Origin of the sequence: Amycolatopsis sp. lyj-108 (assembly GCF_046549005.1) — a bacterium.
In the GTDB taxonomy this organism is placed as follows: Bacteria; Actinomycetota; Actinomycetes; order Mycobacteriales; family Pseudonocardiaceae; genus Amycolatopsis.
The window spans coordinates 685,950-708,703 of the sequence record NZ_JAJPWQ010000002.1; the positions used below are offsets into that span (position 1 = coordinate 685,950).

Below are 22,754 nucleotides of genomic sequence, written 5' to 3' on the forward strand. Positions count from 1 at the left end.
ACGCGAAACACCCGCTGTGACTCTCCGTGTCACGGCGGGTGTTTCGTTTTTCCGGGTTACCCGACCGGGTGGGTTGGGCCACGTGCGCTGTCCGGTGGCGGCGTGCCTCACCCGGACGGCCCAGTCCGGATGTCATGGTGCGGATCATGAAGCTGCTCACCCGCGACGAACGCCCGTCGGGCGAAGAGCCGGTGAGCGACCTCGTCCCCGAGCCGGAGGTGTCCAGGGCGAAGCGGGTTCGTGTGTTGCTCGCCGCGGCCTGCGCACCCCTGCTTTCCTCCTACACCGCCGTCGTGGCCGTCCTCGCCGTGGTGTCGTTCGCGGCCGACCGGTCCCGGTTCTCCGCCACCGGAGCGCTGCTCGCCGCCGGCCCGGGCTGGCTCGCTTCGTGGCAGGTGGAACTCGAACTCGGCGGTCATCCGCTCGGCGTGCTGCCGCTGCTGCCGACGCTCGTCGTCGGATGGCTCGCGGCAAGGACGGCCGAGCGCGCCGCCCGTCGCCTCGGCGGACGGACTCCGGCGGACGCCGTCCCGGTGGTGACGGTGATAGCCGGGGCGCACGCGTTGTTCGGTGTGCTCATCGCCCTGATGGCGGGCGGATCGCCGATCGGGGTGAACCCGCTGACCGCGTTCTGCGTGCCGGGGCTCCTCGCCGGACTCGCCGCCGTCGCGGGAATCGCCAGGGTCTGCGGGCTTCCGGCCTCGGTGCGGGACCGGTTCGACCCGGTCGCCGTCCACGGCCTGCGGGCGGGTGCGCTCGGCCTCGCCGCGTTGATCGCCTGTGGCGCGGTGGTGTTCACCGCGGCGACCGCGCTCTCTTGGTCCACTGTGGACAGTCTGTTCGAGCCGGGCTTCGGCGCGAGCCTCGGCATGTTCGTGCTCTCCGTGGCGTACCTGCCGAACGCGGTCGTCGCCGCGCTGTCGTTCACCACCGGGCCGGGCTTCTCGATCGGCTCGGTGACCGTCGGCATGTTCGGCTACCAGGAAGGCAAGCTGCCAGGGGTGCCGGTGCTGGCGGGGATCCCGTCGCACCACGCGGTCTGGTGGCCGGCGTTGCTGCTCCTGCCCGCGCTGGTCGGTGCGGTGGTCGGCTGGCGGATCCGCGCGATCGACGAAGACCCGATGCTGCGGATGCGGGCGGTCGCCGTCGCGGGCGCCCTCGTCGCGTTCGGCTGCGTCATCCTCGGGACCTTGTCCGGCGGAAGGCTCGGCGACGGGCCGTTCGACCCGGTCAGCGTGCCGGTCGGGGTCGCGTCGGTGATCGCGTTCTGCTGGATCGTCGTCCCCGGCGGGTTCGTCGCGTTCTTCGCCGGACCGCACGAGGCTCCCGAACCACCGGGTGAACCCGAAGACATCGCCGAAGCCGAAGAAGCAGCCGTCGAGCCCGAAGACGACGAACTCGCAGAGGAAACCGAAGCCGAAGCGGGCGAAGAGGCCGAAGAGGTCGAAGAAGCGGCGGAGGACGTCGACGAGACCCCGGCGGAACCCGAGGCCGAAACCGAGCCTGAACCAGAGCCAGAAACCGAGCCCGAGCAGGACGGTGCCGTCGACGACGCTGTGACCGAGTCCACCGACGGGTCCGGCGACGAAAGTGCCCCCGGCGACGACCGTTAGGGTTGTCGCGACCAGGTGAAGCGCCGTACGCCCGAGTGCGTACCGCCGTGGCAAGGAGCCCGTTCTGGCTAGTCGGTTGGACCTGCCCACTCCGGTGAAGCTCGTCGTCCTCGCGTCCGGTTCCGGCACGCTGCTGCAGGCCGTGCTTGACGCGGTCGAAAAACCGAACTTCCCGGCGAAGGTGGTGGCCGTCGGAGCGGACCGCGCCGGGATCGCGGCGCTCACCCGGGCCGAACACGCGGGCGTGCCGTCGTTCACCGTGCGGATGGCCGACCATCCGGACCGCGCGGCGTGGGACAAGGCGATCACCGAAGCCGTCGCCGCCTACCAGCCGGACCTGGTCGTCTCGGCGGGGTTCATGAAGATCCTCGGCGCCGAATTCCTCGCGCGGTTCCCCGGCCGCGTGATCAACACGCATCCGGCGTTGCTGCCGTCGTTCCCCGGCGCGCACGCCGTGGCCGACGCGCTGGCGATGGCCGTCAAGGTCACCGGGTCGACGGTGCATTTCGTCGACGCCGGAGTCGACACCGGGCCGATCATCGCGCAGGAGCCGGTGATCGTGGAGCCCGACGACGACGAAGACGTCCTGCACGAGCGGATCAAGGCCGTGGAACGCAGGCTCCTGGTGGAAACGATCGAAAAGCTCGGCCGGAGCGGGTGCGCGGTCGAGGGACGAAAGGTGAGGTTTTCGTGAGTACCGCACAGGGACAGCGTCCCGTCCGGCGCGCGCTGATCGGCGTCTCCGACAAGGCAGGCCTGCTCGAACTCGCCACCGGGCTGCACGCGGCCGGTGTCGAGATCGTGTCGACCGGCGGAACGGCGAAGGTCATCGCGAACGCCGGGGTGCCGGTGACGCCGGTCGAGCAGGTCACCGGGTTCCCGGAGTCCCTCGACGGCCGGGTCAAGACGCTGCACCCGCGCGTGCACGCGGGCCTGCTCGCCGACCGCGACCGTCCGGAGCACGTCGAGCAGCTCAAGCAGCTCGACATCGCGCCGTTCGACCTGCTCGTGGTCAACCTGTACCCGTTCACGCAGACCGTCGCCTCGGGCGCGAGCCCGGAGGACTGTGTCGAGAACATCGACATCGGCGGCCCGGCGATGGTGCGCGCCGCGGCGAAGAACCACAACAGCGTCGCCGTCGTGGTCGACCCTTCACGCTACGAGTGGGTGCTGGACCGCGTCGCCGCCGGTGGTTTCGAGCTGGCCGATCGCAAGCGGCTCGCCGCGCAGGCCTACGCGCACACCGCGTCGTATGACACCGCCGTCGCCTCGTGGTTCGCCAACGTCTACGCGCCCGCGGACGACTCCGGCTTCCCGGACTTCACCGGCGCTTCGTGGGAGCGCGGCGACGTGCTGCGCTACGGCGAGAACCCGCACCAGAAGGCCGCGCTGTACAAGCACGGGCGGCCGGGCCTCGCGCACGCGGAACAGCTGCACGGCAAGGCCATGTCGTACAACAACTACGTCGACACCGACGCCGCGCGCCGAGCCGCCTACGACTTCGAAGCCCCGGCCGTCGCGATCATCAAGCACGCCAACCCGTGCGGGATCGCCGTCGGCGAGGACATCGCCGAGGCACACCGGAAGGCGCACGCGTGCGACCCGGTTTCGGCCTACGGCGGGGTGATCGCGACCAACCGGCCGGTGAGCCGCGAGGCCGCCGAGCAGATCTCCGAGGTGTTCACCGAGGTCGTCCTGGCGCCGGACTTCGACGCCGAGGCGCTGGAGATCCTGCAGCGCAAGAAGAACGTGCGGCTGCTGAAGCTGCCCGCGATCGAGTCGCCGGATCCGATCGAGTTCCGGCCGATCTCCGGCGGCATGCTGGTGCAGACCGTCGACACGATCGCCGCCGAGGGCGACGACCCGGCGAACTGGACGCTGGCCACCGGCGCGCCCGCCGACGAGCGGACGCTGGCCGACCTCGAGTTCGCGTGGCGTTCGCTGCGCGCGGTGAAATCGAACGCGATCCTGCTGGCGAACGACGGCGCGACCGTCGGCGTCGGCATGGGCCAGGTCAACCGGGTCGACTCCTCGCGGCTCGCGGTCTCGCGTGCGGGCGACCGGGCGAAGGGCTCCGTCGCCGCTTCGGACGCCTTCTTCCCGTTCCCGGACGGGCTTGAGGTCCTGCTCGAGGCCGGCGTCCGCGCCGTCGTCCAGCCGGGCGGCTCGATCCGCGACGCCGAGGTCATCGCCGCCGCCGAGGCCGCCGGGGTCACCCTGTACCTGACCGGCACGCGCCACTTCGCCCACTGACGCCGAGTCGCTTTTAGGGGGCTAAACGCGATCTGGCCCGGACTTGCGTTTAGCCCCCTAATCGCGCTCCGGCCCGGACTTGCGTTCAGCCCCCTAATCGCGATCTGCGGGCGTTCCCGGTGCCCGGCCGCGGCCGTCGTGCCATGCTGGCCGCGGATCGCGTTCAGCCCGCTGAACGCGATCCGGACGTACGTGAATCGGTAGGGGGAGGATCGGTGCACCAGCCACCGCAGGGGTACGGCCAGGGGCCGGGTTTCGGCCCGCCACCTGGGCAGGGCTACGGACAGCAGCCGAGTTACGGCCCGCCCCAGCCCGGCTACGGCCCACCTCCCGGTTACGGCCCGCCCGGCTACGGGCAGCCGCCCAAGAAGAAGACCGGGCTGATCGTCGGCCTGATCGTGGGCGGCGTCGTCCTGCTCGGGCTCGGCATCCCCGGCGGAATCTTCGCGTCGGAGTACTACTCGTCGGTCGGCAAGGCACCGGTCTCGCAGCAGCCGCCCGCCGAGTGCCAGGTCTCCCCGGAGCTCCTGAACAAGACGTTCACCACCAGCTACCAAGGCGTCCGCGAGAACGAGATCAAAGCGGGCAAGACCGTCATCAAGCAGTACGGCTGTTCCTGGCTGCCGCCGGAGAGCGACAACGTCCACGACCGTTCCCTCCAGATCACGGTGTACCGCCACGAGGGGCCGGACGCCGAGAAACGCGCGGCGGAGTCTTCCGTCGGATCGGCCGCGCCGTCCGAACGTCAGCAGCAGGTGCAGGGCATCGGGAAGAAGGCGGTCCTCGTCACCCTGGACACCGACAGCGCCTTCAGCGGCGCCGAGCTGCGGTACTCCCAGGGTGTGTACGTCGTCATCGTCACCTACAAGGGCTGGGACAAGGGGTTCTTCACGAACTCGCCGATCCCGCCGGCAGAGTCCGCCGAAGCGGCGAAGTCCGTCGGCGCCGAGATCGCGAAGAAACTGCCCCGCTAGCCGTACAGGCCGTTCAGCCAGGTGGTCCACGCCTTCTCGGCCTTGTCCGCGTCGGCGTCTTCGGCGAACAGGTGGTGTCCGATGCCGACAGGCCAGCCCCAGACGTTCCGGCCGTAGAAGCGGTACAGCGCGTCTTCGGTCCGGACGCCGATGAAGGCCGGCGTCAGGTAGTCGACGACGCCTTCGACGCCAGGGACTTCCAGGTACACCCGGTCGCCGACGGCCGTCGCGCCGAGGGCCGCCCGCACGGCCTCGAACGCTTCCGGAGCCTTGGACGCTTCGGGCGCGTCGGTCTTGAAGTACTTCGCCTGACGTCGGTTGAAGTGCGTCAGGTACTCGCCCAGCGAGTGGTAGTAGAACGACGTGTGCTGCTCGCACGCGTCGTATTCGACGTCCCAGTCGTCGAGGACCGTGGTGTGCTCGTAGCGCAGGTACGTGCCGCCGTCCTTCGGTTCGAGGACGTACTCGAGCGTGTTGAACCAGCCGTTCTCGTCTTCGGCGTAGGTGACGAAGTGCTGTGACGGCTTCCAGACGGTCACCATGCCGCCGTTCGGGGTGAGGCCGGATTCGGTGCCGCCGTCGCGGGGCTCGTACCGGATCGGCCAGAGCCAGCCGCCGCTGCCCGTGGTGATCGCGGCCCAGGTGTCGGCGGGCGTGGTGGGCAGGAAGCCCTCGAAGCGGACCTCGGATTCCTTCGTCATGGCTGTTCCTCTCTCGTATGCCTTCAAGAGAGCGACGCCTGGCCGGGGGCCGTTTCGACAAACGGATCGCGTTTTGCCCGCTAAAGTCGACGTGACGCAGGTCACATTCTGGAGGTGTCGAGGTCTGGAGGATGGCGGCGTCCCTGGGGTGTCCGCGAAGGCAGTGACCCGAGGAGAGCGACATGCGGCAGAGCACGATCGACGAGATCCTGAACCGCCCGCTCAGCCAGGAGCTCCTGGCCCGCGACCTGGCCCGGCTGGCCTACACCGCGCTCAACGGCACGCCGCGGTCGATCCCGATCGGCATCCACTGGAACGGCAAGGAGATCGTCCTGTGCACCCCGACGAACGCGCAGAAGTTGCCGGCGCTTCGCCGCAATCCCGCCGTCGCGCTGACGATCGACACCGAATCCCACCCGCCGAAGATCCTGCTCATCCGCGGCACCGTCGAGCTGGACCACGTCGACGGCATCCCCGACGAGTACATGCAGTGGAACGGCACCTACGAGATGACGCCCGAGCAGCGGGTCGAGTGGGAGGCGAACGTGCGGTCGCTTTACGACGGCATGGTCCGTGTCGTGGTGACGCCGACCTGGGTCAAGCTCATCGACTTCGAGACCACCCTTCCCTCCGCCGTCGAAGAGCTCCTGCGCCGGCAGGCAGCGCGTCAGAGCGTCTGAAAGGAACTGTCATGGCTCTCCGGCAGCTGTTCGTGAACCGGGGCGGTCACTGCCGGTACGCGACCGGCCGCTGGTCGCGCCTGGTTTCCGGCGGTACCACCCGGCGCCGCTTCCTCGGGCGGCCTGACGGTCCGGTGTCGTGAGTGGCGTTTCGGCTTGGAACCCGAAACGCCACTCACGAGGCTCTCACTCCCCGTGGTAGCGCAGACCCGTGCGCTTCAGGACGACCCAGCGCTCGCCGGGCCGGTCCGCGACGACCGGATACCACCTCGGAGCGACCGCGGCGGTCAGTTCGTCCCCTCGTTCGATGAGGGAGCTCACCGCGGGTTCCCCCACCACGATGAGCGCGGACCAGTCGACGTGCGCCAGCAGGTCGTCCTCGGTGACCCCGAACCGGTCATCCAGCAGGGTGACCAGGTCATGCCCGGTGTCCGGGCCGGAGTGGACTTCGCCGACCTCGGGCACCTCTTCGACAACGGGCTCGTCGTCATCGAAGTCCTCGTCGTCAAAGTCGTCCTCGTCTTCTTCGTCGTCTTCGCGTTCTTCGGACCACACGTGGTGGTCGAGCCGCGAGATCGCGTTGCTCAGGTCGAAGGCCTGCTCGTCGGTCATGAACAGCGTCACGGTGTGCCCGTCGGTCAACGTGAACGTCAGTTCCGCTTCCGGGTAGCCGCTGGTGCCGGGTTCCGCTTCGACCATGCCCGCCATGGTCCCGGCCAGCGCCGAGTCCGCCGGGCTCGTGCCCCAGCCCAGCGACGGCAGGTTCGCGGCCATCTCCAGCACGCAGGTCGCGGCGGTCCAGAACGCGTCCTTGTCCCGGAAGTCCTTGCGGCTGCTGGTCAGGGTCCGTCCGCCGCCCAGCGGCTCGGTGCGGGCGTCCAGCCGGCCCCTTCCGGTGCCGTTCTCCCAGATCGCGGTGACCGTGACCTTGTTGGCCAGGCGCTTGCGGTAGTTCTCGAGATGGCCCTCCCTGGCGAGTTCCCAGCCGTTCACCGTCTCGGGCCAAGCGTCGTCCACTGCGGGTTTCCTTTCCTGCCAAGGGGATTCCCGGTATCGGACGTGACAGGTCCGGTGATCGTTCCCGGCTCGCTTGACAACCGTTGCGCCGCCCGATCTACTGGAGTCATCGAACAAGCGTTCGAAGTGCCGCCTTCCCCGCGGCGCGTCCGGTGCCGTCCACAAAGGACGGTCCAGATGTCGTGGGGAGGCGGGTCCGTTGACAGCGGAGGTGGTCGAGGCACGGGCCTTGCCGTTGGCGAGGCTGGCGGCTTTGCCAGGAGTGAGCACGGCCAGTGGCGTGGCTTCCGCGGCCGAACACGCGAGGACGACGGGAAGGGTGCTCCCGGTGTCCCCGGCGTTGTCCGGTCTGCTGCCCGCCGCGGGGCTCCGGCGCGGGAGCACCGTTTCGGTGCTGGGGTCCACGTCACTGATGCTCACCCTGCTGGCCGCCGCGACCGCCGGCGGTGCGTGGGCGGTCGCGGTCGGCCTGCCCGCGCTCGGGGTGGTCGCCGCCGCGGAACTCGGGGTCGAGGTGGGCAGGCTGGCGCTGGTCCCCCGCCCCGGTGCCGAGTTCCCGGCGGTGACCGCGGCTCTGCTCGACGGCTTCGATCTCGTGGTCGTCGGTCCGGGGCTGGCCCGGCCCGACGTGGCGAGGCGGCTGTCCGCCCGCGCGCGCAACCGTGGTTCGGTCCTGCTTTCGCTGGGGTCCTGGCCCGGCGCGGAGGTCGAGCTGAGCTGCCGCCGTTCGAGCTGGACCGGCTTTGACGGAGGGGGCGCGGGTCATCTGCGCGCCCGTGAGGTCGAGGTGCGGGCCGGTGGCCGGGGTGCGGCCGCCCGGCCGATGTCGGCCTTGCTGCGGTTCACCGGCGAGGGCGAAGTCGAGCGTGCCGACTTCCCCGCGACCAGGTGGGGGACGGCATGAACCCGCCTGTGCGCATGCTGGTGCTGTGGTGCCCGGACTGGCCGGCGGTCGCCGCCGCGGCCGTCGCCGGTGAACCCGTCGGCCGCCCGGCCGCGGTCTTCTCGGCGAACCGCGTGGTCGCGTGCACCGCGGTGGCCAGGGGATACGGCGTCCGCCGCGGGATGCGGCGGCGCGAGGCCCAGTCCTGCTGCCCGGAGCTGGCGGTCTTCGGTGAGGACGACGGCCGTGACGCCCGGCTCTTCGAGTCCGTCGCACGGGCGGTGGAGGAGCTGGCCGTCGGTGTCGAGGTGGTGCGCCCCGGGATCGTCGCCGTTCCGGTCGACGGCGCGGCCGGGTACTTCGGCGGTGAGCACGGCCTCCTGGAACGGCTGGTGGACGAGGTGTCCGTGGCGGCGGGGGTGGAAAGCCAGGTCGGCGTCGCCGACGGCCTGTTCGCCGCGACGCTCGCCGCCCGTCGTTCGACGCTGGTCGAGCCCGGTGGGACGGCGGAGTTCCTGGCTCCGCTGCCCATCCGCGAACTAGACCAGCCCGAAGCCGGCCGGACCGAGCTGGTCACCTTGCTCAAGCAGCTCGGCCTTCGCACACTGGGCGCCTTCGCGGCGCTCGAAGAAAGCGACGTTTCCGCGCGTTTCGGGACAGAGGGTGTGCTCGCGCACCGGCTGTCACGAGGGAAGTCCGAACGTCCGCCGTCGCGCCGCCGTCCGCCGCCGGAGCTCTCGCTGGCGAAGGCGTTCGACCCGCCGATCGACCGGGTCGACGCCGCCGCGTTCGTGGCGAAAGGGCTCGGCGAACGGTTCCACGCCGGGCTCGCCGCGCACGGGCTGGCCTGCACCAGGCTCGGCATCTACGCGACCACCGAGACCGGTGAGCAACTCGGCCGGGTGTGGCGGTGCGCCGAACCGCTGACCCCGCTCGGGGTCGCGGACAGGGTGCGCTGGCAGTTCGAAGGCTGGCTGAAGGCCAAGGACCGCCCCAATTCCGGCGTCGTGCGGCTGCGGCTGGAGCCGGAGGAGACCGTCGAAGGACGGTCGCTGCAGCTCGGGTTGTGGCAGGCGGGCGCGTCGGGCGTGCTGCGTCCGTCCACAGAGGACGAAGGCGTGTCCGATGAGCGGGCAGGCCGCGCGCTGGTGCGGGTGCAGGGCCTGCTCGGCCCGGAGAGCGTCTTCACCGCGGTGCTCGACGGCGGCCGCGATCCCGCCGAGCGGGTCCGGCTGGTGCCGTGGGGCGACAGGCGGGAGAAGTCGGCGCAGGCGGAGGCGAACTGGGCCGGGAGGCTCCCGTCGCCTTCCCCGGCCACGGTGTTCGTACCGCCGGTTCCCGCTCAGGTGCTGGACGAGAACGGGCACGCCGTGGAGATCACCGCGCGGCGCCGGGTCAGCGCCGCGCCGTTCCTCGTGAGCTTCGAGGGCGGTGAGCCGCGCGAGGTCCTCGCCTGGGCGGGGCCGTGGTTCGTCGGCGTCCGGGCCGGGGCGGGGCACGCGCGGTCGGGGACCCGGATGCGGGTGCAGGTGCTGCTGGCCGACGGGGCCGACGCCGAGGAGGCGGTGCTGCTCCGCTTCGAACACCACAAGAATCCGATGTGGACACTGGAAGGGAAGTACGACTGAACATGGACGAGGAGTACACGCGGCTGGTGCGACGCTGGCTGGAGGAACCGGCCATCCCGGTACAGCGTGCCGAGTTGGACACCGCATGGGCGGCGTGCGTTCCGCGCGCGGAAGTGTTCGTCCCCACACCGAGAAGCTCGACCGAGAACCGGTGACCGATGGGCTGGAACAACCCTCCGCGGCCGTGGAAGGACCTCGCCCGTGAGCTCGCCGGCGAGGTCCCGCCCGGTGACGGCGGCGACAGCCCCGCTTGGAGTGCCAAACGTGAGGGCTATCAGCCGCCCGCGGATCTGTCCGGGCTGATCGGTGACGACGACGGGGCCACCGCGCGCCGGGTGCCGTACGCCGAACTGCACTGCCATTCGAACTTCAGCTTCCTCGACGGGGCGAGCCATCCCGAGGAACTGGTGGAAGAGGCCGCGCGGCTGGGCCTGGACGCGATCGCGCTCACCGATCACGACGGCATGTACGGCGTGGTGCGGTTCGCCGAAGCGGCTCGGGAGCTGGGTGTGCACACCGTCTTCGGCACGGAGCTCAGTTTCGGCCTGTCCGGGCCGCAGAACGGGTTCGCCGATCCCGAGGGCGAGCACCTGCTCTTGCTGGCCAAACAACAGGACGGCTACCTGAGCCTGAACCGGGCGATCACCGCCGGTCAGCTGTACGGCTTCGACAGGCAGTCGTTGTCCCCGAAGGAAAGGGCGGAGAAGGGCAGACCGGTCTACGACCTGCGCGCGGTCGCCGAAGAGGTTCGCGGGAAGTGCGTCGTGCTCACCGGTTGCCGCAAGGGCGCGGTGCGCAAGGCACTCGTCACCGAAGGCCCCGCCGCAGCGGTCGAGAGACTGAAGGAACTCATCGACTGCTTCGGCCGCGAAAACGTCTATGTCGAGCTCATCGACCACAGCCTTCCCTTGGACAGCACGCACAACGACCTGTTGAGCGAAATGGCCAAGGAGTTCGGGCTCCCGACGGTGGCGACCACGGCCGCGCATTACGCCCGGCCGGAGCGGGCCCCGCTCGCCGACGCGCTCAGCGCCATCCGCGCCCGGCGAGGCCTGGAGGACATGGAGGGCTGGCTGCCCGCCGCGGGGACGGCGTTCCTGCGATCGGGGGAGGAAATGGCCGAGATCTTCGCGCGGTATCCGGGTGCGGTGCAGCGGGCGGCGCTGCTCGGTCGGGAGTGCGCGTTCGAACTCCACCACATCAAGCCGAAGCTGCCGCCGTTCGACGTTCCGAAGGGGCACACCGAAGCGTCCTACTTGCGGTACCTCACCAGGAAAGGCGCGAAGGAGCACGAGAAGAACAAGGACGAGGAGTACCGCGAAAAAGCCAAAAAGCTGATCGACCACGAACTGGAGGTCATCGAAGAACTGGGTTTCCCCGGCTACTTCCTGATCGTCTGGGACATCGTGCGGTTCTGCCGGGAGAAGGACATCCTCTGTCAGGGCCGGGGATCGGCCGCGAACTCGGCGGTCTGCTACGCGCTCGGCATCACCAAGGTCGACGCCGTGCGCTACGGCCTGCTCTTCGAACGGTTCCTCGCCCCGGATCGCGACGGTTACCCGGACATCGACCTCGACATCGAATCCGACCGCCGTGAGGAGGCGATCCAGTACGTCTACGAGAAATACGGGCGGCTGAACACCGCGCAGGTGGCGAACGTGATCACCTACCGGGCCCGGTCCGCGGTCCGCGACGCGGCGCGGGCGCTGGGGTACTCGCCCGGCCAGCAGGACGCGTGGAGCAAGCAGATCGACCGCTGGGGTGCGTTGCGCGCCACGGAAAAGGACCACGATCACGACATCCCCGAGGAGGTCGTGGAACTCGCCTGCGCGCTCGAAGACTTCCCGCGCCATCTGGGTATCCATTCCGGCGGGATGGTGATCTGCGAGCAGCCGGTGAGCGAGGTCGTCCCGATCGAATGGGCCCGGATGGAGAATCGCAGTGTCGTGCAGTGGGAGAAGGACGACTGCGCCGCGGCCGGGCTGGTCAAATTCGATCTGCTCGGCCTCGGAATGTTGTCGGCCCTGCATTATATGATCGACCTTGTTCGTGACCACAAAGGGGAAGAGGTCGACATCTCCGAATTGGATCTCAAGGATCAGAACGTCTACGAAATGCTCTGCCGCGCCGACGCGATCGGCGTCTTCCAGGTGGAGAGCCGCGCGCAGCTGGCCACCCTGCCTCGCTTGCGCCCCAAGAAGTTCTACGATCTGGCCGTCGAGGTCGCGCTCATCCGGCCCGGCCCGATCCAGGGTGGTTCGGTGCATCCCTACATCCGGCGGAAAAGCGGCCAGGAGAAATGGGACTTCGACCATCCGACACTGGAGAACGCGCTGAAGAAGACCCTCGGCGTACCGTTGTTCCAGGAACAGATGATGCAGATCGCGCTCGACGTCGCCGATTTCACCCCGGCGGAGGCGGATCAGCTGCGGCACGCCATGGGGGCCAAACGTTCCGAGCAGAAGATGGAACGGCTCAAACGGCGTTTCCTCGAAGGTGCCGCGAAGAACGACATCGAGAGAGAGCTCGCAGAGAAGATCTTCGGCAAGCTCAAGGCGTTCGCGAACTTCGGTTTCCCGGAGAGTCACGCGCTGAGTTTCGCCCTGCTGGTGTTCGCTAGCGCGTACTTCAAGTACTACCACCCGGACGCGTTCCTGGCGGGTTTGCTGCGCGCGCAGCCGATGGGGTTCTATTCGCCGCAGTCGCTGGTCGCCGACGCGCGGCGGCACGGGGTGCGGGTGCTCGGCCCGGACATCAACGCGAGCCTCCCGCACGCGACGCTGGAACCCTTGCCGGAAGGGGGAAACCTGCTCGCCGTGCGGGGTGGCCTGTCCACTGTGCGGATGATCGGCGAGAAGCTGGCGAAGAAGATCGTCGAGGAACGGGAACGCGACGGCCCGTTCGCGGACCTGGCCGAGGTCGCCCGGCGGGTACGGCTGACCAAACCTCAGGTCGAGGCGCTGGCGGCGGCGGGCGCGTTCGGTTGTTTCGGCGAGACCAGGCGGAGCGCGCTCTGGGCGGCGGGTGCGGTCGCCGACGAAAGCCTGGAGAAACTGCCCGGGCTCACCACCGGGGTCAAGGCGCCGATGTTGCCCGGCATGGACGAAATCGACGTCGCGGCCGCGGACGTCTGGGCCACCGGGGTGTCGCCGGACAGTTTCCCGACCCAGTTCATCCGCGAGCACCTCGACGAGCTCGGCGTCGTCACGGCGGCGGGCCTGCGCGAGGTCCCGCACGGCACCCGGGTGCTGACCGGAGGCGCGGTGACCCATCGCCAGCGGCCGGCGACCGCGGGCGGCGTCACCTTCCTGAACCTCGAAGACGAGACGGGGATGATCAACATCATCTGCACGATGGGGGTGTGGCAGCGCTATCACCGGGTCGCCCGCGGCAGTCCCGCGCTGCTGATCCGGGGCGTGGTCGAGCGCACCGGCGAGGTGGTGAACGTCCTCGCCGAACAGATCCGGCACCTGCCGCTGCGGATCACCGCCAAGTCCCGTGACTTCCACTGAACCCTCTTGACGATCATCGGGCGGTCGTGCTGAAGTTGTTCCAGCGTCGCAGTGCACCCGGCAAAGAGACCGTCGCGGGCATGGAGGCGCCGGACCATGGGAAATCATGGAAACCCCTTCTCGGACGAACGGCCGGTTGACGGCGTTCGGAAATCAACTCATTCAGGTTCACGACTGGCTGCGTAAAGAGCTGGCCGCGTTGCACGACGACCTCGGCTCGGTCGCGGACGGGCGCGCCGAGCGGCTGCGCGATCTCCGGGCGCATTGCCTCACCTTCTGCTCGGCGTTGACCAGGCATCACACCGGCGAGGACGGCGGCGCTTTCCTTGTGCTGGCGGAGAAATTCCCCGAACTGAGGCCGTCGCTCGAAGAGCTCGCGCACGACCACGAGGTCATGACCGGGATCATCGAACGGCTCGAAGAGCTGGTCGCCGGGGTCGGTCCCGGGTCGAGTCAGGACGAGATCCTGCACGTCCAACGGGAGCTGGACGGGCTCACGGCGATCATGGAAACGCATTTCCGGTACGAGGAGAAGCGGATCGTCGGGTTGCTCAACTCGCTGGACATGCCCGAGTGGCAGGAGAAAAAGCCGCCTTTCCTGCTGAAATCGCATTAGGACACGATCTGTCCTATACGGGCTTTAGCGTTCTTCTCATCGCATCACGACGACTGAGGAGAACCTGATGAGCAACCCGATCCCCGACGGCTACCACTCGGTCACCCCGTGGATCATCTCGCGCGACACCGCGGGCGTGATCGACTTCCTCAAGCGCGTGTTCGACGCCGAGCCGCTGGGTGACCCGGTGTACGTCGAGGGCGGGAAGATCGGGCACGCCGAGGTCCGGATCGGTGATTCGGTCGTCATGCTGTTCGACTCGCGGGACAACTGGGGCGAGACTCCGGCGTACCTGCGGCTCTACGTCGAAGACAGCGTGGAGACGCAGCGCCGGGCCGTCGAGGCGGGCGCCGAAGAGGTGACGAGGCAGACCGAACTCTTCTTCGGCGACCGCGTCGGCCGGGTCCGCGACCCGTTCGGCAACCTGTGGTGGATCCAGACCCGGCTGGTCGACCTCGACTTCCCGGAGATGGAACGCCGGATGAACGACCCGAAGTTCATCGAGGCCATGCGCTACGTCTCCGGCACGGAGATCATTCCCAGTCGCTGAAGTCGGTAGGGTGGCGATAGCGACGCGGAGGTGAGCCGGTGGATCGCCACCCACTCCGGGGCAACCCCGGGGAGTACGAAGACAGCGAGACAAGGCGCCCCGCGCGAGCGCGGCATGCTTCGCGTGCGAGTCCGCGCGGATGACAGGAGAAAGAGTCACCTCCGCGTCGCTCCTCGAACCCATGCCGGTCTGGCGATTCCAGGTGGCCCGTTGGGCGAACTTCGACGACTGCGCCGCCGCCCTCGACCTGACGCCCGGCGAACTCTCGTGGTTCGCCGACGCGAAGGGCTGGAACAGGCGTGCGGCCGAGCCGATCCGGCACTACACCTACCGCTGGATCCCGACCGCTTCGGGCGGTGTGCGGCTCATCGAGCGGCCGAAGCCGCGGATCGCCGAACTGCAACGCCGGATCGTGCGGCACGTCGTCGAGGCGCTGCCGGTGCACGAGGCGGCGCACGGGTTCCGGCGCGGACGTTCGGCGATGTCCTGCGCCACGCCGCACGCCGGGCGGGAAACCGTGGTCAGGATGGACCTCGAAGGGTTCTTCCCGACGGTGTCCGCGCGCCGGATCTCGGCGCTGCTCGCCCTCGCGGGTTATCCGCCCGCCGTGGCGGAGGCGCTGGCGGGTGTGCTCACCACGGCCGTTCCGCCCGATGTCCTCGCCGCCGCGCCCGAGGGCCGGCGGGATCCGGCGCGCCTGCGGCTGCTGAACAACCTCGCGGCCACGCATCTGCCGCAGGGCGCGCCGTCGTCGCCTTCGGTCGCGAACGCGGTCACGCACCATCTCGACCGGCGGCTCGACGGTCTCGCGCGTGCACTGGGCGCCGCCTACACGCGGTACGCCGACGATCTGGCGTTCTCCGGGGATTCCCTGCCACTGCACCGGTTGCTGCCCGGTGTCCGGCGGATCGTGACCGGCGAGGGCTTCCGGCTGCGAGACGACAAGACGTCGATCGCCGGAGCGCATCAGCGGCAACGGGTCGCGGGCCTGGTGGTCAACAGTGCGCCCGCCGCGACGCGCGCCGACTACGACGCCCTGCGCGCACTGCTGCACAACTGCGTCCGAACCGGCCCGGAGGAGCAGAACCGGACCGAGCATCCGGACTTCCGCGCCCATCTGCTCGGCCGGATCGGCTGGATCGCCGCGTCGTCCCCGGCGCGGGCGGCGAAGCTGCGCGCGATGTTCGACGGGATCACCTGGACGTGAGCGGGTATGCGATCCTGGACGGGTGATCGAGACCGCGGAGGACTACCGAGAAGCCGTTCTTTCCGAGCAGTGGTGGGAAAAACGCAGTTTCGTCGGCTGTGATTTCACCGAAGCCGACCTGCGTGGGCTGCGCACCCAGGGCTGCACCTTCGACCAGTGTGACTTCACCAAGGTCGACTTCGAGGGTTCGCGCCACGAGGCATCGGCGTTCCGGTCGTGCACCTTCGACCGCAGTGTGCTCGCGAGCACGCGGTGGAGCTCCTGTTCGATGCTCGGATCGTCCTTTGTGGACTGCCGGTTCCAGAAGGTCGCCTTCACCGAATGTGATCTCTCGCTGGTCTCGCTCGGCAAGGCCCGTCTGTCCAAAGTGGACCTCGGTGGCCTGCGACTGCGTGAGGCGAACCTGCTCGAAGCGGATCTGACCGGTGCCGACCTGCGAGGTGCGGATCTCACCGGTGCCCGGCTGGCGGGTGCGAAACTCGAAGGCGCCGACCTGCGTGGCGCGCGGCTCGACGCCAACGGGCTGGTGCAGGCGAACCTCGCCGGTGTCCACGTGGACACCGAGACCGCGGTCGCCTACGCCGCCGCGCACGGCCTCGTCATCCACTGACTTCGCGTGCAATGAAAGGTCCTTTCCTTGCAAAATTTGCGAGGAAAGGACCTTTCATTGCAGAACGGACTAGTCGATCGGCGGTTCGCCCGGGTCCAGCTCGATGAGGTCACCCTCGGCGAGCAGCTCCTCGATGGACGCCGGCAGCAGATACGCCGAACCGCCACCGGGCTGGTTGAACCACGGGATCGCGACCCCGGCGAGCGCTTCGAGCGGGCGCTGCACGCGGTACACGTGGTACGGCCGGTTCACCCACTCCGGCACGAGCGAGCGCTCCTCGAACGGCGTCCCGGCCGCGTAGGTCAGGTTGCCGTTCGGGCCACCGAAGCGGTCCAGCTCGCTGCCCGCGGGCAGCTCGCGCAGCTCCTTGCCGCGGAACAGCGTCAGCGGCGGCTCGCCGTTGAGCGGCGAGATCGGCCAGTTCTGCTTGGCGTCGGGCGCCCCGGCGGCGTTCGCCGCGGCCGGCGGACGGGCCGGTTCCTCGCGCCGCATCGGCGGCGGAGGCGGCGTCACCGGCGGTTCACGCCGCGGCGGCGCGGGCGGCGGGCTCGCCAGCACCGGGTTCGGCCGTGCCGGGGGCACGGGCGGGACCGGCGCGGGGGCGGGCTCGTCGTCCATATCGTCGCCGAGCAGCTCCTCGGCCGTCGTGAACGCCGTCTGTTCCTGTGCCGGGATCGACTCCCGCGGCGGCACCGGATGCGAACCGGTCGCGATCTCGGGAGAGAGCGTCGCCAGCACGGGCGGCGGCGGAGCCTGCTCCTCGACCGGCCGCTCTTCGACAGCGGGCTGCTCCTCGGGCGGCGGAGCGCCGTTCGGGTTCAGCAGGACCTTGCCGAGCATGAACGCGGCGGCGTCCTCGGCGTCGCCGAACACCGCCGGATTGGCCAGCTTCCCGTCGTACCAGCCGACCCGCCAGCCGCCGCCGTCGACCTGCTCGACACTCCAGCCGTGGTCGGTGGGGGAGCCGATGCGGTAGACGTCCTCGGGCACGTCGAGGTCGTCGAACTTCGCCTGCAGTTCGTTCAGCACCGGCACGGGGTGCTCGGCGCGACGCGGTCGCTCCGGTGCCGCGCGGCGCGGGGCCTCCTCGCGCCGCGACTCGGGCTCGGGGCGGGACACGGGCACGGGCACCGGCGGCGGGGCGTCGACCTGCGTGACCTCGTTGTCCGACGGCGGGGGCAGGTCCGGCTCCGCGTCGTGCGTGAGGAGGGGCAGTTCAGGACCGGCGTCGGCCTGTTCGACCGGTGTGTAACCGGTGGTCGTCTCCTCCTCCGGCGGCGAGTACGGCTGGTCCTCTTCCTGCCGGGCGTACGCGTCCTGCTCTTCCGCGAGGGGCGGCGGCTCGTAGGCGTCGACCTGCGCGGGCCGCGCGTACGTGGTGGCCTCCGGGTCGGCGGCCTGCGGTTCCGGCGCGGGTTCGGCGCGCTGATGCGACGCCTCGTCCTGCCGTTCCTCGTCGGCGTACGCGTCCTGTTCGGACTCGTGGAACTGCGCCTCGTCGTGCGCGTATGGGTCTTCGTAGCGGCCTTCGTACTGCTGCTCGGCGGCGGCCTCGTGGAAGTCCTGCGCCTGGTAGTCCTGGGTGTCGTAGTCCTCTTCGTACCGCTGGGCCTGCTCGGCCTGATCGGGAACGGTCGACTCGGCGGCGGGAACGGCCGCGGCAGCCGCGACCGGTGCCGCGGCAGCCGCCGCGGCGGCCGACTGGTCCGGGCCCTGCTGGTGCGGCGGCGGGACGGGCGGCTGAGCGGCCTGGTTCGGACCGGGGCCGGGCTGTCCGGGAGCGCCCTGGTTGGCCTGCTGAGGCGGCACCGGGCCGTTCTGCGGCGGGCCCTGCGGAGGCGGGCCCGCGGGCATGCCGTTGGGGCCACCCGGGCCACCCGGGCCGTTGGGGCGCTGCTGCGGGGGCTGATTCCCCCGGGTGAGGTACCCCGCGGCGGCCTGCAGCGTCGGGGCGTCGACCTCGGGCAGCGTGAAATCGTTCTGCCGGACGTGGTCGATCAGGTCGAGTTCCGGTGAGACGCCGTACTCGCGCAGGTAGAAGTTCACGGCGGCGGGCCAGATCCACTGCCCGTCACTGTGGAAGGCGACCGGGACGGTGGCCTCGGGGGTCTGCGCGAGCCTGTCGATGTCGTAGCCGCGCTCGGTGACCACCAGCGGTGCGCGGTCGAGGTACTCGAGCAGCCTGTCCTGCTCCTCGATCTCCAGGTCGGGCCGGTTGATCACCGGACGCCCGGCCGGGCCGATGGTGTCGAAGATGCGGGCGATGCGGAAGTGCGGTCCGGGCTGCTCAGGGCCGAGGCCGGACATACGCCGGATCAGCCATTCGGGCACGTTCTCCTCGGAGCGGGGGAACATGCGCAGTTCGTCGGACAGCGCCTGCGGAGGCGGCGCGAGGCGCCACTGGGGCTCGTCGCGGTTGTACTCGAGGTTGTAGCTGGACGGGTGATCCAGCTGGTAACGGGCGTTGAACCAGGTGCCGCGGCCGTCGCGATACATCCCGGCGCGGAGCCTGCCGAACAGCGTCGCGATGTCATGCGTCGCGACCCACTCGTGCGCGGTGCCGTCCTCGGTGATGATCTCGCCGGTCATCTCGTGGTACCTGCCGACGGCTCGGTACTCGGCGGTCACCTTTCGCCAATCGCGCGGCGCGGCCCGCAGCAGGGCGAGGCCGATCTGTTTGACCAGGGTGTCCTGCTCGGTCGCGTTCAGCTGAGTCGTCGGTTGTGCCACGGTCACATTTTGACCGTATCCGCGCTCGCGTGCACCCCGCATGTGGGTTTTGCCGCTATTGACAGTCCAGAAGACGCCCTGACCTGGTGTCGGCTCACTCACCCGGGATACTGACGGCGTGAACCGATCTGCCCGCGAGACCCTGAAGGACGAGGACTGATGGCGGTGGCCGGACAGCGGCGTGACCGTGGGGCACTGCTCCATCACCTGCCGTTCCTGGTGGTGATGCTGGTGGTGGCCGTCGCCGCCCTGCGGATCGGCCAGTACCACTGGCGGCAGGGCGCCGCGCTGATCGGCGGCGCGCTGCTGCTCGCCGGCCTGCTCCGGGCGGTGCTGCCCGAGGCGAAGGCCGGGTTGCTGGCGATCCGGGGCAAGCCGGTCGACGTCCTGACCTACGGCGCGCTCTCCGTCTTGATCCTGTTCATCGCGTTCACGATCACCGGCGGGCCCCTGTCCTGACTCGCCTCAGGAGGCCATGGCGGGGCTGAGCCGGGCTTCGCGGCGGTCCAGGCTGCCGGACACCACGGCCAGCGAGAGCCCCAGGACGGCCAGCGACGCGCCGACCCAGTTGGGTGCGACCAGGCCGAGTCCGCCCGCGATCACCAGGCCGCCGAGGTAGGCGCCGATGGAGTTCGCGATGTTGAACGCCGACTGCACGGCCGCGGAGACCAGCGACGGCGTCCCGCCCGCCTTCTCCATGATCCGGGCCTGCATCATCGGGCCGATCATGAACCCGGCGAGGCCGACGAAGAAGATCGTCACCGCCGCGCCGACCTTGCCGTTCGCGGTGAAGGTGAAGATCGCCAGCACCGAAGCGAGCGCGATCAGGGAGACGTAGAGGCTCGGCATCAGCGCCTTGTCGGCGAGCCTGCCGCCGAGGTAGTTGCCGATCGTCATGCCGACCCCGGCCAGCGAGAGCAGCAGGGTGACGTGCGAGGGCGAATAGCCGGTGACGTCGGTCAGCATCGGCGCGATGTAGGACAGGCAGGCGAACACGCCGCCGAGACCGAAGGTGACGATCGCGAGCGCGAGCCACACCTGCGGGCGGCGGAAGGCGCCGAGTTCGCCGCGCAGCGACGGCTCGACCGGTTTGCCCTGGTGGGGGACCAGTTTCGCGATCGCGGCCATGGCGAACAGGCCGATCACGGCCACGACACCGAAGGTCGCGCGCCAGCCGACCTTCTGGCCGAGAAGCGTCCCGAGCGGCACGCCGACGACGTTGGCCAGCGTCAGGCCCATGAACATCATCGAGACGGCCTTCGCGCGTTCGCCCTGCTTGGCCAGGCTGGACGCGACGACCGCGCCGGCACCGAAGAACGCGCCGTGCGGCAGGCCGGCGAGGAAGCGGAAGGCGACGCCGAACTCCTGGTTCGGCGAGAGCGCGAAGAGGGCGTTGCCGAGTGTGAACAGGCCCATCATCGCCAGCAGCATCGTCTTGCGCGGCAGCCGGACCGCGGCGGCGGTGAGCAGCGGGGCGCCGACGACGACGCCGAGGGCGTAGCCGGAGATGAGGTAGCCGGCGGACGGGATCGACACGCCGAAATCGGCGGCGGCTTCGGGCAGCACGCCCATCATGACGAATTCGGTGGTCCCGATGCCGAAGGCACCGATGGCGAGCGCGAGCAGCGCGACGGGCACGGCTCTCCTTCCGGGGGTCGTACTTGAGGTAAACGATTACTCGCCCAGCGTCGCGGAGGGGGAGCTGAATCGATTTAGGTCACGGACACAAAAGAAGACAGCGCGTGCGGCACCGCTGTCCTTCGTCCAGTTCAACCGATCGAGGGGGCCTTTGTCATCCCGGTTTCGGGTGAGGCTGCCCACCCTCAGCGGCGCGCGGCGAGCACTCCCTGGAGCAGCCCGGGGAAGAGCTCGTCGAGATCGTTGCGGCGCAAGGAGTTGTAGCGGGCGGTGCCCTGCTGGCGGCCCATGATGATGCCCGCTTCGCGCAGGGTGCGCAGGTGATGGGTGAGTGTGGACTTGGTCACGGCGACGTCGAAACCGCTGCACGAGATCTCGGTGCCGGATTCGGCCAGCTGGCGGACCATGTCGAGCCGGACCGGGTCCGCGAGCGCGGCGAGGACCGCCTCGATCCGGATCTCGTCCTGTCCGGGATAGACGTACTGGTTGGTCGTCGTGGCCATCCGTCCATAGTACGACGCCCCTCGAACTTTCGGCGAGCACGTAGTACGGTCACCATCGAACTACGACAACCATCGAACAATGATCCCAAGTCGACTTTCGCGGGCTAACCGCGATCTGGCACCCGCCAGGCGCCCCGGGCCCGGAGCGCCTTTAGCGGGCTAAACGCGATTTGTGGGGTCTGGAGCTGGGGAGTCATGACCTTCGCACCACCCAGGACCGCGGTGCTGGCGCTCGGCACCTTCGCGGTCGGTACCAGCGGCTACGTCGTCGCCGGGCTGTTGCCCGCGCTGACCGGCGAGCTCGGGGTCTCCGAGACGGCCGCCGCGCAGCTGGTCACCGCCTTCGCCATCGCGTACGCGGTCGGTTCGCCGCTGTTCGCCGCGGTCACGGGCCGCTGGGAACGGCGCACCCTCCTGGTCGCCGCGCTCGTCGTCACCGCCATCGGCAACGCACTCGCCGCCCTCGCGCCCGGCTACGTGACCCTGCTCCTCGCGCGCGTGGTCACCGCGATCGGCGCGGCGGTCTTCACGCCGGCCGCGAGTGCCGTCGCCGCCGACCTCACCTCGCCGGAACGCCGGGGCCGCGCGGTCGCGCTCGTCTTCGGCGGGCTGACCGTCGCGACGATCCTGGGTGTTCCACTCGGCAGTGTCCTTTCGCAGAGCGTCGGCTACCAGGCCGTCTTCGCGCTTGTCGCGGTCTTCTCGCTCCTCGGCGCCCTCGCGGTCCGGCTGGTCTTGCCCGCGGTCCCGGCGCCGCCACCGGTCCGGCTGGCCGAACGGTTCACCGTCGCGAAGGACCCGCGCGTCCTCGCCATGCTCGGCGCGACCGTGCTCGGCTGCCTCGCCGCGTTCTCCGTCTACACCTTCATCTCGCCGGTCCTGTCCGCCACCGCGGGCATCCACGGCACGACGGTCAGCCTGCTGCTGTTCGTCTACGGCGCGGGCGGCGCGCTCGGCAACGTCCTCGGCGGCCGCGCTGCCGACCGTTGGGGCGCCAGGGGACCGTTGCTGGTCGTGTTCGGCGGGATCACCGTCGTGCTCGCGCTGTTGCCGCTGGTGGCGACCACCGTCGCGGGCGCGGCCGTCGTCCTCTTCCTCTGGGGACTGGCCACCTGGTCGGTCAACCCGCCGATCCAGCACCGGCTGATCGAGCTCTCCCGCCAGAACGCCGGGCTCGTCCTCTCGCTCAACGCGTCCGCGATCTATCTCGGCGTCGGCCTCTCCGGCCTGGTCGGGGGAGCCGTGCTCAGCGGCGGCGGACCCCTCCTGCTGCCCGAGATCGCGGCGATACTGACCGCGATCGGCGCGGTCGTGGTCGTGGCGGGCTGGCGGAGCCGCGTGAAGCAGCCCGCGCTGGCCGAGTGACGCCTATTCGGCGCGAGTCTGGACTTCGCAGTCGGGGCCGGGGAAGACCAGCCCTTCGTGCCCGTCCGCGAACCGGACGAGATACGGCGGGGCACCGTGTTCTCCGCGTACCTCGAGGATTTCGCCGTGTCGCTCGGCCGAGCCGACCGTGCGTCCGTGCACGTGGATTTCGTCTCCGACGGTCGCCTGCATGAGAAATCACCTCCGACACTTCAAGGTTAGGAGCGTCGGCGGGGTTCGTACAGGTGCCCGCCACGATCGGTCGAGTGCGAAA

22 protein-coding genes are annotated in these 22,754 nt (G+C 69.8%); 16 read left to right on the plus strand and 6 right to left on the minus strand.

Going from position 1 to position 22,754, the window contains the following annotated elements:
* Positions 1-134 precede the first annotated feature (134 nt).
* The 4 genes from ACLJO0_RS09605 to ACLJO0_RS09620 all read left to right on the plus strand — a co-directional run bounded on the left by ACLJO0_RS09605 (position 135) and on the right by ACLJO0_RS09620 (position 4,840).
* A complete protein-coding gene (locus ACLJO0_RS09605) occupies positions 135-1,613 on the plus strand; it encodes a DUF6350 family protein (RefSeq protein WP_410577626.1) in 1,479 nt (492 codons plus the stop codon).
* Positions 1,614-1,689: 76 nt separating this feature from the next.
* A complete protein-coding gene (purN, locus tag ACLJO0_RS09610; protein ID WP_396565997.1) occupies positions 1,690-2,307 on the plus strand; it encodes a phosphoribosylglycinamide formyltransferase in 618 nt (205 codons plus the stop codon).
* The gene (purH, locus tag ACLJO0_RS09615; RefSeq protein ID WP_410577627.1) at positions 2,304-3,866 is read left to right on the plus strand and encodes a bifunctional phosphoribosylaminoimidazolecarboxamide formyltransferase/IMP cyclohydrolase; all 1,563 of its coding nucleotides are present in this window, start codon (positions 2,304-2,306) and stop codon (positions 3,864-3,866) included. Before purN ends, purH begins: the two co-directional genes overlap by 4 nt.
* Before the next feature lie 215 nt (positions 3,867-4,081).
* Positions 4,082-4,840: a hypothetical protein gene (locus tag ACLJO0_RS09620; RefSeq protein ID WP_410577629.1), complete on the plus strand. Its 759-nt coding sequence runs from the start codon at positions 4,082-4,084 to the stop codon at positions 4,838-4,840.
* On the opposite strand, the gene ACLJO0_RS09625 is transcribed toward ACLJO0_RS09620, so the two are convergent.
* Positions 4,837-5,541 (minus strand): SRPBCC domain-containing protein, encoded by a 705-nt coding sequence (locus tag ACLJO0_RS09625; protein WP_410577630.1) that lies wholly within the window; start codon positions 5,539-5,541, stop codon positions 4,837-4,839. The two genes, ACLJO0_RS09620 and ACLJO0_RS09625, sit on opposite strands and share 4 nt — an antisense overlap.
* A 182-nt stretch (positions 5,542-5,723) precedes the next feature.
* Here ACLJO0_RS09625 and ACLJO0_RS09630 point away from each other — a divergent pair, with 182 nt between their 5' ends.
* On the plus strand, positions 5,724-6,221 hold the full coding sequence (locus ACLJO0_RS09630) for a pyridoxamine 5'-phosphate oxidase family protein (RefSeq protein ID WP_410577631.1): 498 nt from the start codon (positions 5,724-5,726) through the stop codon (positions 6,219-6,221).
* Positions 6,222-6,232: 11 nt separating this feature from the next.
* Positions 6,233-6,364, plus strand: coding sequence for a hypothetical protein (locus ACLJO0_RS09635; protein ID WP_410577633.1), 132 nt, complete (start codon positions 6,233-6,235; stop codon positions 6,362-6,364).
* Between the two features lie 43 nt (positions 6,365-6,407).
* On the opposite strand, the gene ACLJO0_RS09640 is transcribed toward ACLJO0_RS09635, so the two are convergent.
* Positions 6,408-7,238 (minus strand): hypothetical protein, encoded by an 831-nt coding sequence (locus tag ACLJO0_RS09640; protein ID WP_410577634.1) that lies wholly within the window; start codon positions 7,236-7,238, stop codon positions 6,408-6,410.
* Positions 7,239-7,467: 229 nt separating this feature from the next.
* On the opposite strand from ACLJO0_RS09640, the gene ACLJO0_RS09645 reads away from it, so the two are divergent.
* From ACLJO0_RS09645 to ACLJO0_RS09680, 8 genes are all read left to right on the plus strand, one after another.
* Complete coding sequence (locus tag ACLJO0_RS09645; protein ID WP_370309048.1) at positions 7,468-8,142, plus strand: hypothetical protein; 675 nt, start codon at positions 7,468-7,470, stop codon at positions 8,140-8,142.
* Positions 8,139-9,749, plus strand: a complete 1,611-nt coding sequence (locus ACLJO0_RS09650) for a DNA polymerase Y family protein (RefSeq protein WP_410577635.1) — start codon at positions 8,139-8,141, stop codon at positions 9,747-9,749. Before ACLJO0_RS09645 ends, ACLJO0_RS09650 begins: the two co-directional genes overlap by 4 nt.
* Before the next feature lie 2 nt (positions 9,750-9,751).
* Positions 9,752-9,904 carry a hypothetical protein gene (locus ACLJO0_RS09655; protein ID WP_410577637.1) on the plus strand — a complete coding sequence of 51 codons (153 nt, stop codon included), beginning with the start codon at positions 9,752-9,754 and terminating at the stop codon, positions 9,902-9,904.
* 3 nt (positions 9,905-9,907) lie between these two features.
* Positions 9,908-13,261, plus strand: a complete 3,354-nt coding sequence (locus ACLJO0_RS09660; protein WP_410577638.1) for an error-prone DNA polymerase — start codon at positions 9,908-9,910, stop codon at positions 13,259-13,261.
* Positions 13,262-13,367: 106 nt separating this feature from the next.
* On the plus strand, positions 13,368-13,877 hold the full coding sequence (locus ACLJO0_RS09665; protein WP_410577640.1) for a hemerythrin domain-containing protein: 510 nt from the start codon (positions 13,368-13,370) through the stop codon (positions 13,875-13,877).
* 67 nt (positions 13,878-13,944) lie between these two features.
* Complete coding sequence (locus ACLJO0_RS09670; RefSeq protein ID WP_410577642.1) at positions 13,945-14,427, plus strand: VOC family protein; 483 nt, start codon at positions 13,945-13,947, stop codon at positions 14,425-14,427.
* A 139-nt stretch (positions 14,428-14,566) separates the two neighbouring features.
* Positions 14,567-15,634, plus strand: a complete 1,068-nt coding sequence (locus ACLJO0_RS09675; RefSeq protein WP_410577643.1) for a reverse transcriptase family protein — start codon at positions 14,567-14,569, stop codon at positions 15,632-15,634.
* A 22-nt stretch (positions 15,635-15,656) separates the two neighbouring features.
* Positions 15,657-16,244 (plus strand): pentapeptide repeat-containing protein, encoded by a 588-nt coding sequence (locus tag ACLJO0_RS09680; RefSeq protein ID WP_410577645.1) that lies wholly within the window; start codon positions 15,657-15,659, stop codon positions 16,242-16,244.
* A gap of 69 nt (positions 16,245-16,313) precedes the next feature.
* On the opposite strand, the gene ACLJO0_RS09685 is transcribed toward ACLJO0_RS09680, so the two are convergent.
* Positions 16,314-19,016 (minus strand): glycohydrolase toxin TNT-related protein, encoded by a 2,703-nt coding sequence (locus tag ACLJO0_RS09685; protein WP_410577647.1) that lies wholly within the window; start codon positions 19,014-19,016, stop codon positions 16,314-16,316.
* A 117-nt stretch (positions 19,017-19,133) separates the two neighbouring features.
* Here ACLJO0_RS09685 and ACLJO0_RS09690 point away from each other — a divergent pair, with 117 nt between their 5' ends.
* Positions 19,134-19,433 (plus strand): DUF3017 domain-containing protein, encoded by a 300-nt coding sequence (locus tag ACLJO0_RS09690; RefSeq protein WP_410577648.1) that lies wholly within the window; start codon positions 19,134-19,136, stop codon positions 19,431-19,433.
* Between the two features lie 6 nt (positions 19,434-19,439).
* Here the strand turns inward: ACLJO0_RS09690 and ACLJO0_RS09695 are convergent, their stop codons facing one another.
* Both ACLJO0_RS09695 and ACLJO0_RS09700 read right to left on the minus strand, forming a co-directional pair.
* Positions 19,440-20,612 carry an MFS transporter gene (locus ACLJO0_RS09695; protein WP_125796416.1) on the minus strand — a complete coding sequence of 391 codons (1,173 nt, stop codon included), beginning with the start codon at positions 20,610-20,612 and terminating at the stop codon, positions 19,440-19,442.
* A gap of 185 nt (positions 20,613-20,797) precedes the next feature.
* Positions 20,798-21,115, minus strand: coding sequence for an ArsR/SmtB family transcription factor (locus ACLJO0_RS09700; RefSeq protein WP_125796417.1), 318 nt, complete (start codon positions 21,113-21,115; stop codon positions 20,798-20,800).
* A 195-nt stretch (positions 21,116-21,310) separates the two neighbouring features.
* Between ACLJO0_RS09700 and ACLJO0_RS09705 the strand changes: the two genes are divergently transcribed.
* Positions 21,311-22,480, plus strand: coding sequence for an MFS transporter (locus ACLJO0_RS09705; RefSeq protein WP_410577650.1), 1,170 nt, complete (start codon positions 21,311-21,313; stop codon positions 22,478-22,480).
* Between the two features lie 3 nt (positions 22,481-22,483).
* Here ACLJO0_RS09705 and ACLJO0_RS09710 read toward each other — a convergent pair whose 3' ends face one another.
* The gene (locus tag ACLJO0_RS09710) at positions 22,484-22,672 is read right to left on the minus strand and encodes a DUF1918 domain-containing protein (protein ID WP_125788921.1); all 189 of its coding nucleotides are present in this window, start codon (positions 22,670-22,672) and stop codon (positions 22,484-22,486) included.
* Positions 22,673-22,754 lie beyond the last annotated feature (82 nt).

What these genes read in the sequence shown, in the direction of transcription:
- ACLJO0_RS09605 (WP_410577626.1), top strand. Translation starts at nt 135, where the DNA reads ATGGTGCGGATCATGAAGCTGCTCACCCGCGACGAACGCCCGTCGGGC.
- ACLJO0_RS09625 (WP_410577630.1), bottom strand. Translation starts at nt 5,541, where the DNA reads ATGACGAAGGAATCCGAGGTCCGCTTCGAGGGCTTCCTGCCCACCACG.
- ACLJO0_RS09630 (WP_410577631.1), top strand. Translation starts at nt 5,724, where the DNA reads ATGCGGCAGAGCACGATCGACGAGATCCTGAACCGCCCGCTCAGCCAG.
- ACLJO0_RS09635 (WP_410577633.1), top strand. Translation starts at nt 6,233, where the DNA reads ATGGCTCTCCGGCAGCTGTTCGTGAACCGGGGCGGTCACTGCCGGTAC.
- ACLJO0_RS09650 (WP_410577635.1), top strand. Translation starts at nt 8,139, where the DNA reads ATGAACCCGCCTGTGCGCATGCTGGTGCTGTGGTGCCCGGACTGGCCG.
- ACLJO0_RS09655 (WP_410577637.1), top strand. Translation starts at nt 9,752, where the DNA reads ATGGACGAGGAGTACACGCGGCTGGTGCGACGCTGGCTGGAGGAACCG.
- ACLJO0_RS09660 (WP_410577638.1), top strand. Translation starts at nt 9,908, where the DNA reads ATGGGCTGGAACAACCCTCCGCGGCCGTGGAAGGACCTCGCCCGTGAG.
- ACLJO0_RS09665 (WP_410577640.1), top strand. Translation starts at nt 13,368, where the DNA reads ATGGAAACCCCTTCTCGGACGAACGGCCGGTTGACGGCGTTCGGAAAT.
- ACLJO0_RS09670 (WP_410577642.1), top strand. Translation starts at nt 13,945, where the DNA reads ATGAGCAACCCGATCCCCGACGGCTACCACTCGGTCACCCCGTGGATC.
- ACLJO0_RS09675 (WP_410577643.1), top strand. Translation starts at nt 14,567, where the DNA reads ATGACAGGAGAAAGAGTCACCTCCGCGTCGCTCCTCGAACCCATGCCG.
- ACLJO0_RS09685 (WP_410577647.1), bottom strand. Translation starts at nt 19,016, where the DNA reads ATGCGGGGTGCACGCGAGCGCGGATACGGTCAAAATGTGACCGTGGCA.
- ACLJO0_RS09690 (WP_410577648.1), top strand. Translation starts at nt 19,134, where the DNA reads ATGGCGGTGGCCGGACAGCGGCGTGACCGTGGGGCACTGCTCCATCAC.
- ACLJO0_RS09700 (WP_125796417.1), bottom strand. Translation starts at nt 21,115, where the DNA reads ATGGCCACGACGACCAACCAGTACGTCTATCCCGGACAGGACGAGATC.
- ACLJO0_RS09705 (WP_410577650.1), top strand. Translation starts at nt 21,311, where the DNA reads ATGACCTTCGCACCACCCAGGACCGCGGTGCTGGCGCTCGGCACCTTC.
- ACLJO0_RS09710 (WP_125788921.1), bottom strand. Translation starts at nt 22,672, where the DNA reads ATGCAGGCGACCGTCGGAGACGAAATCCACGTGCACGGACGCACGGTC.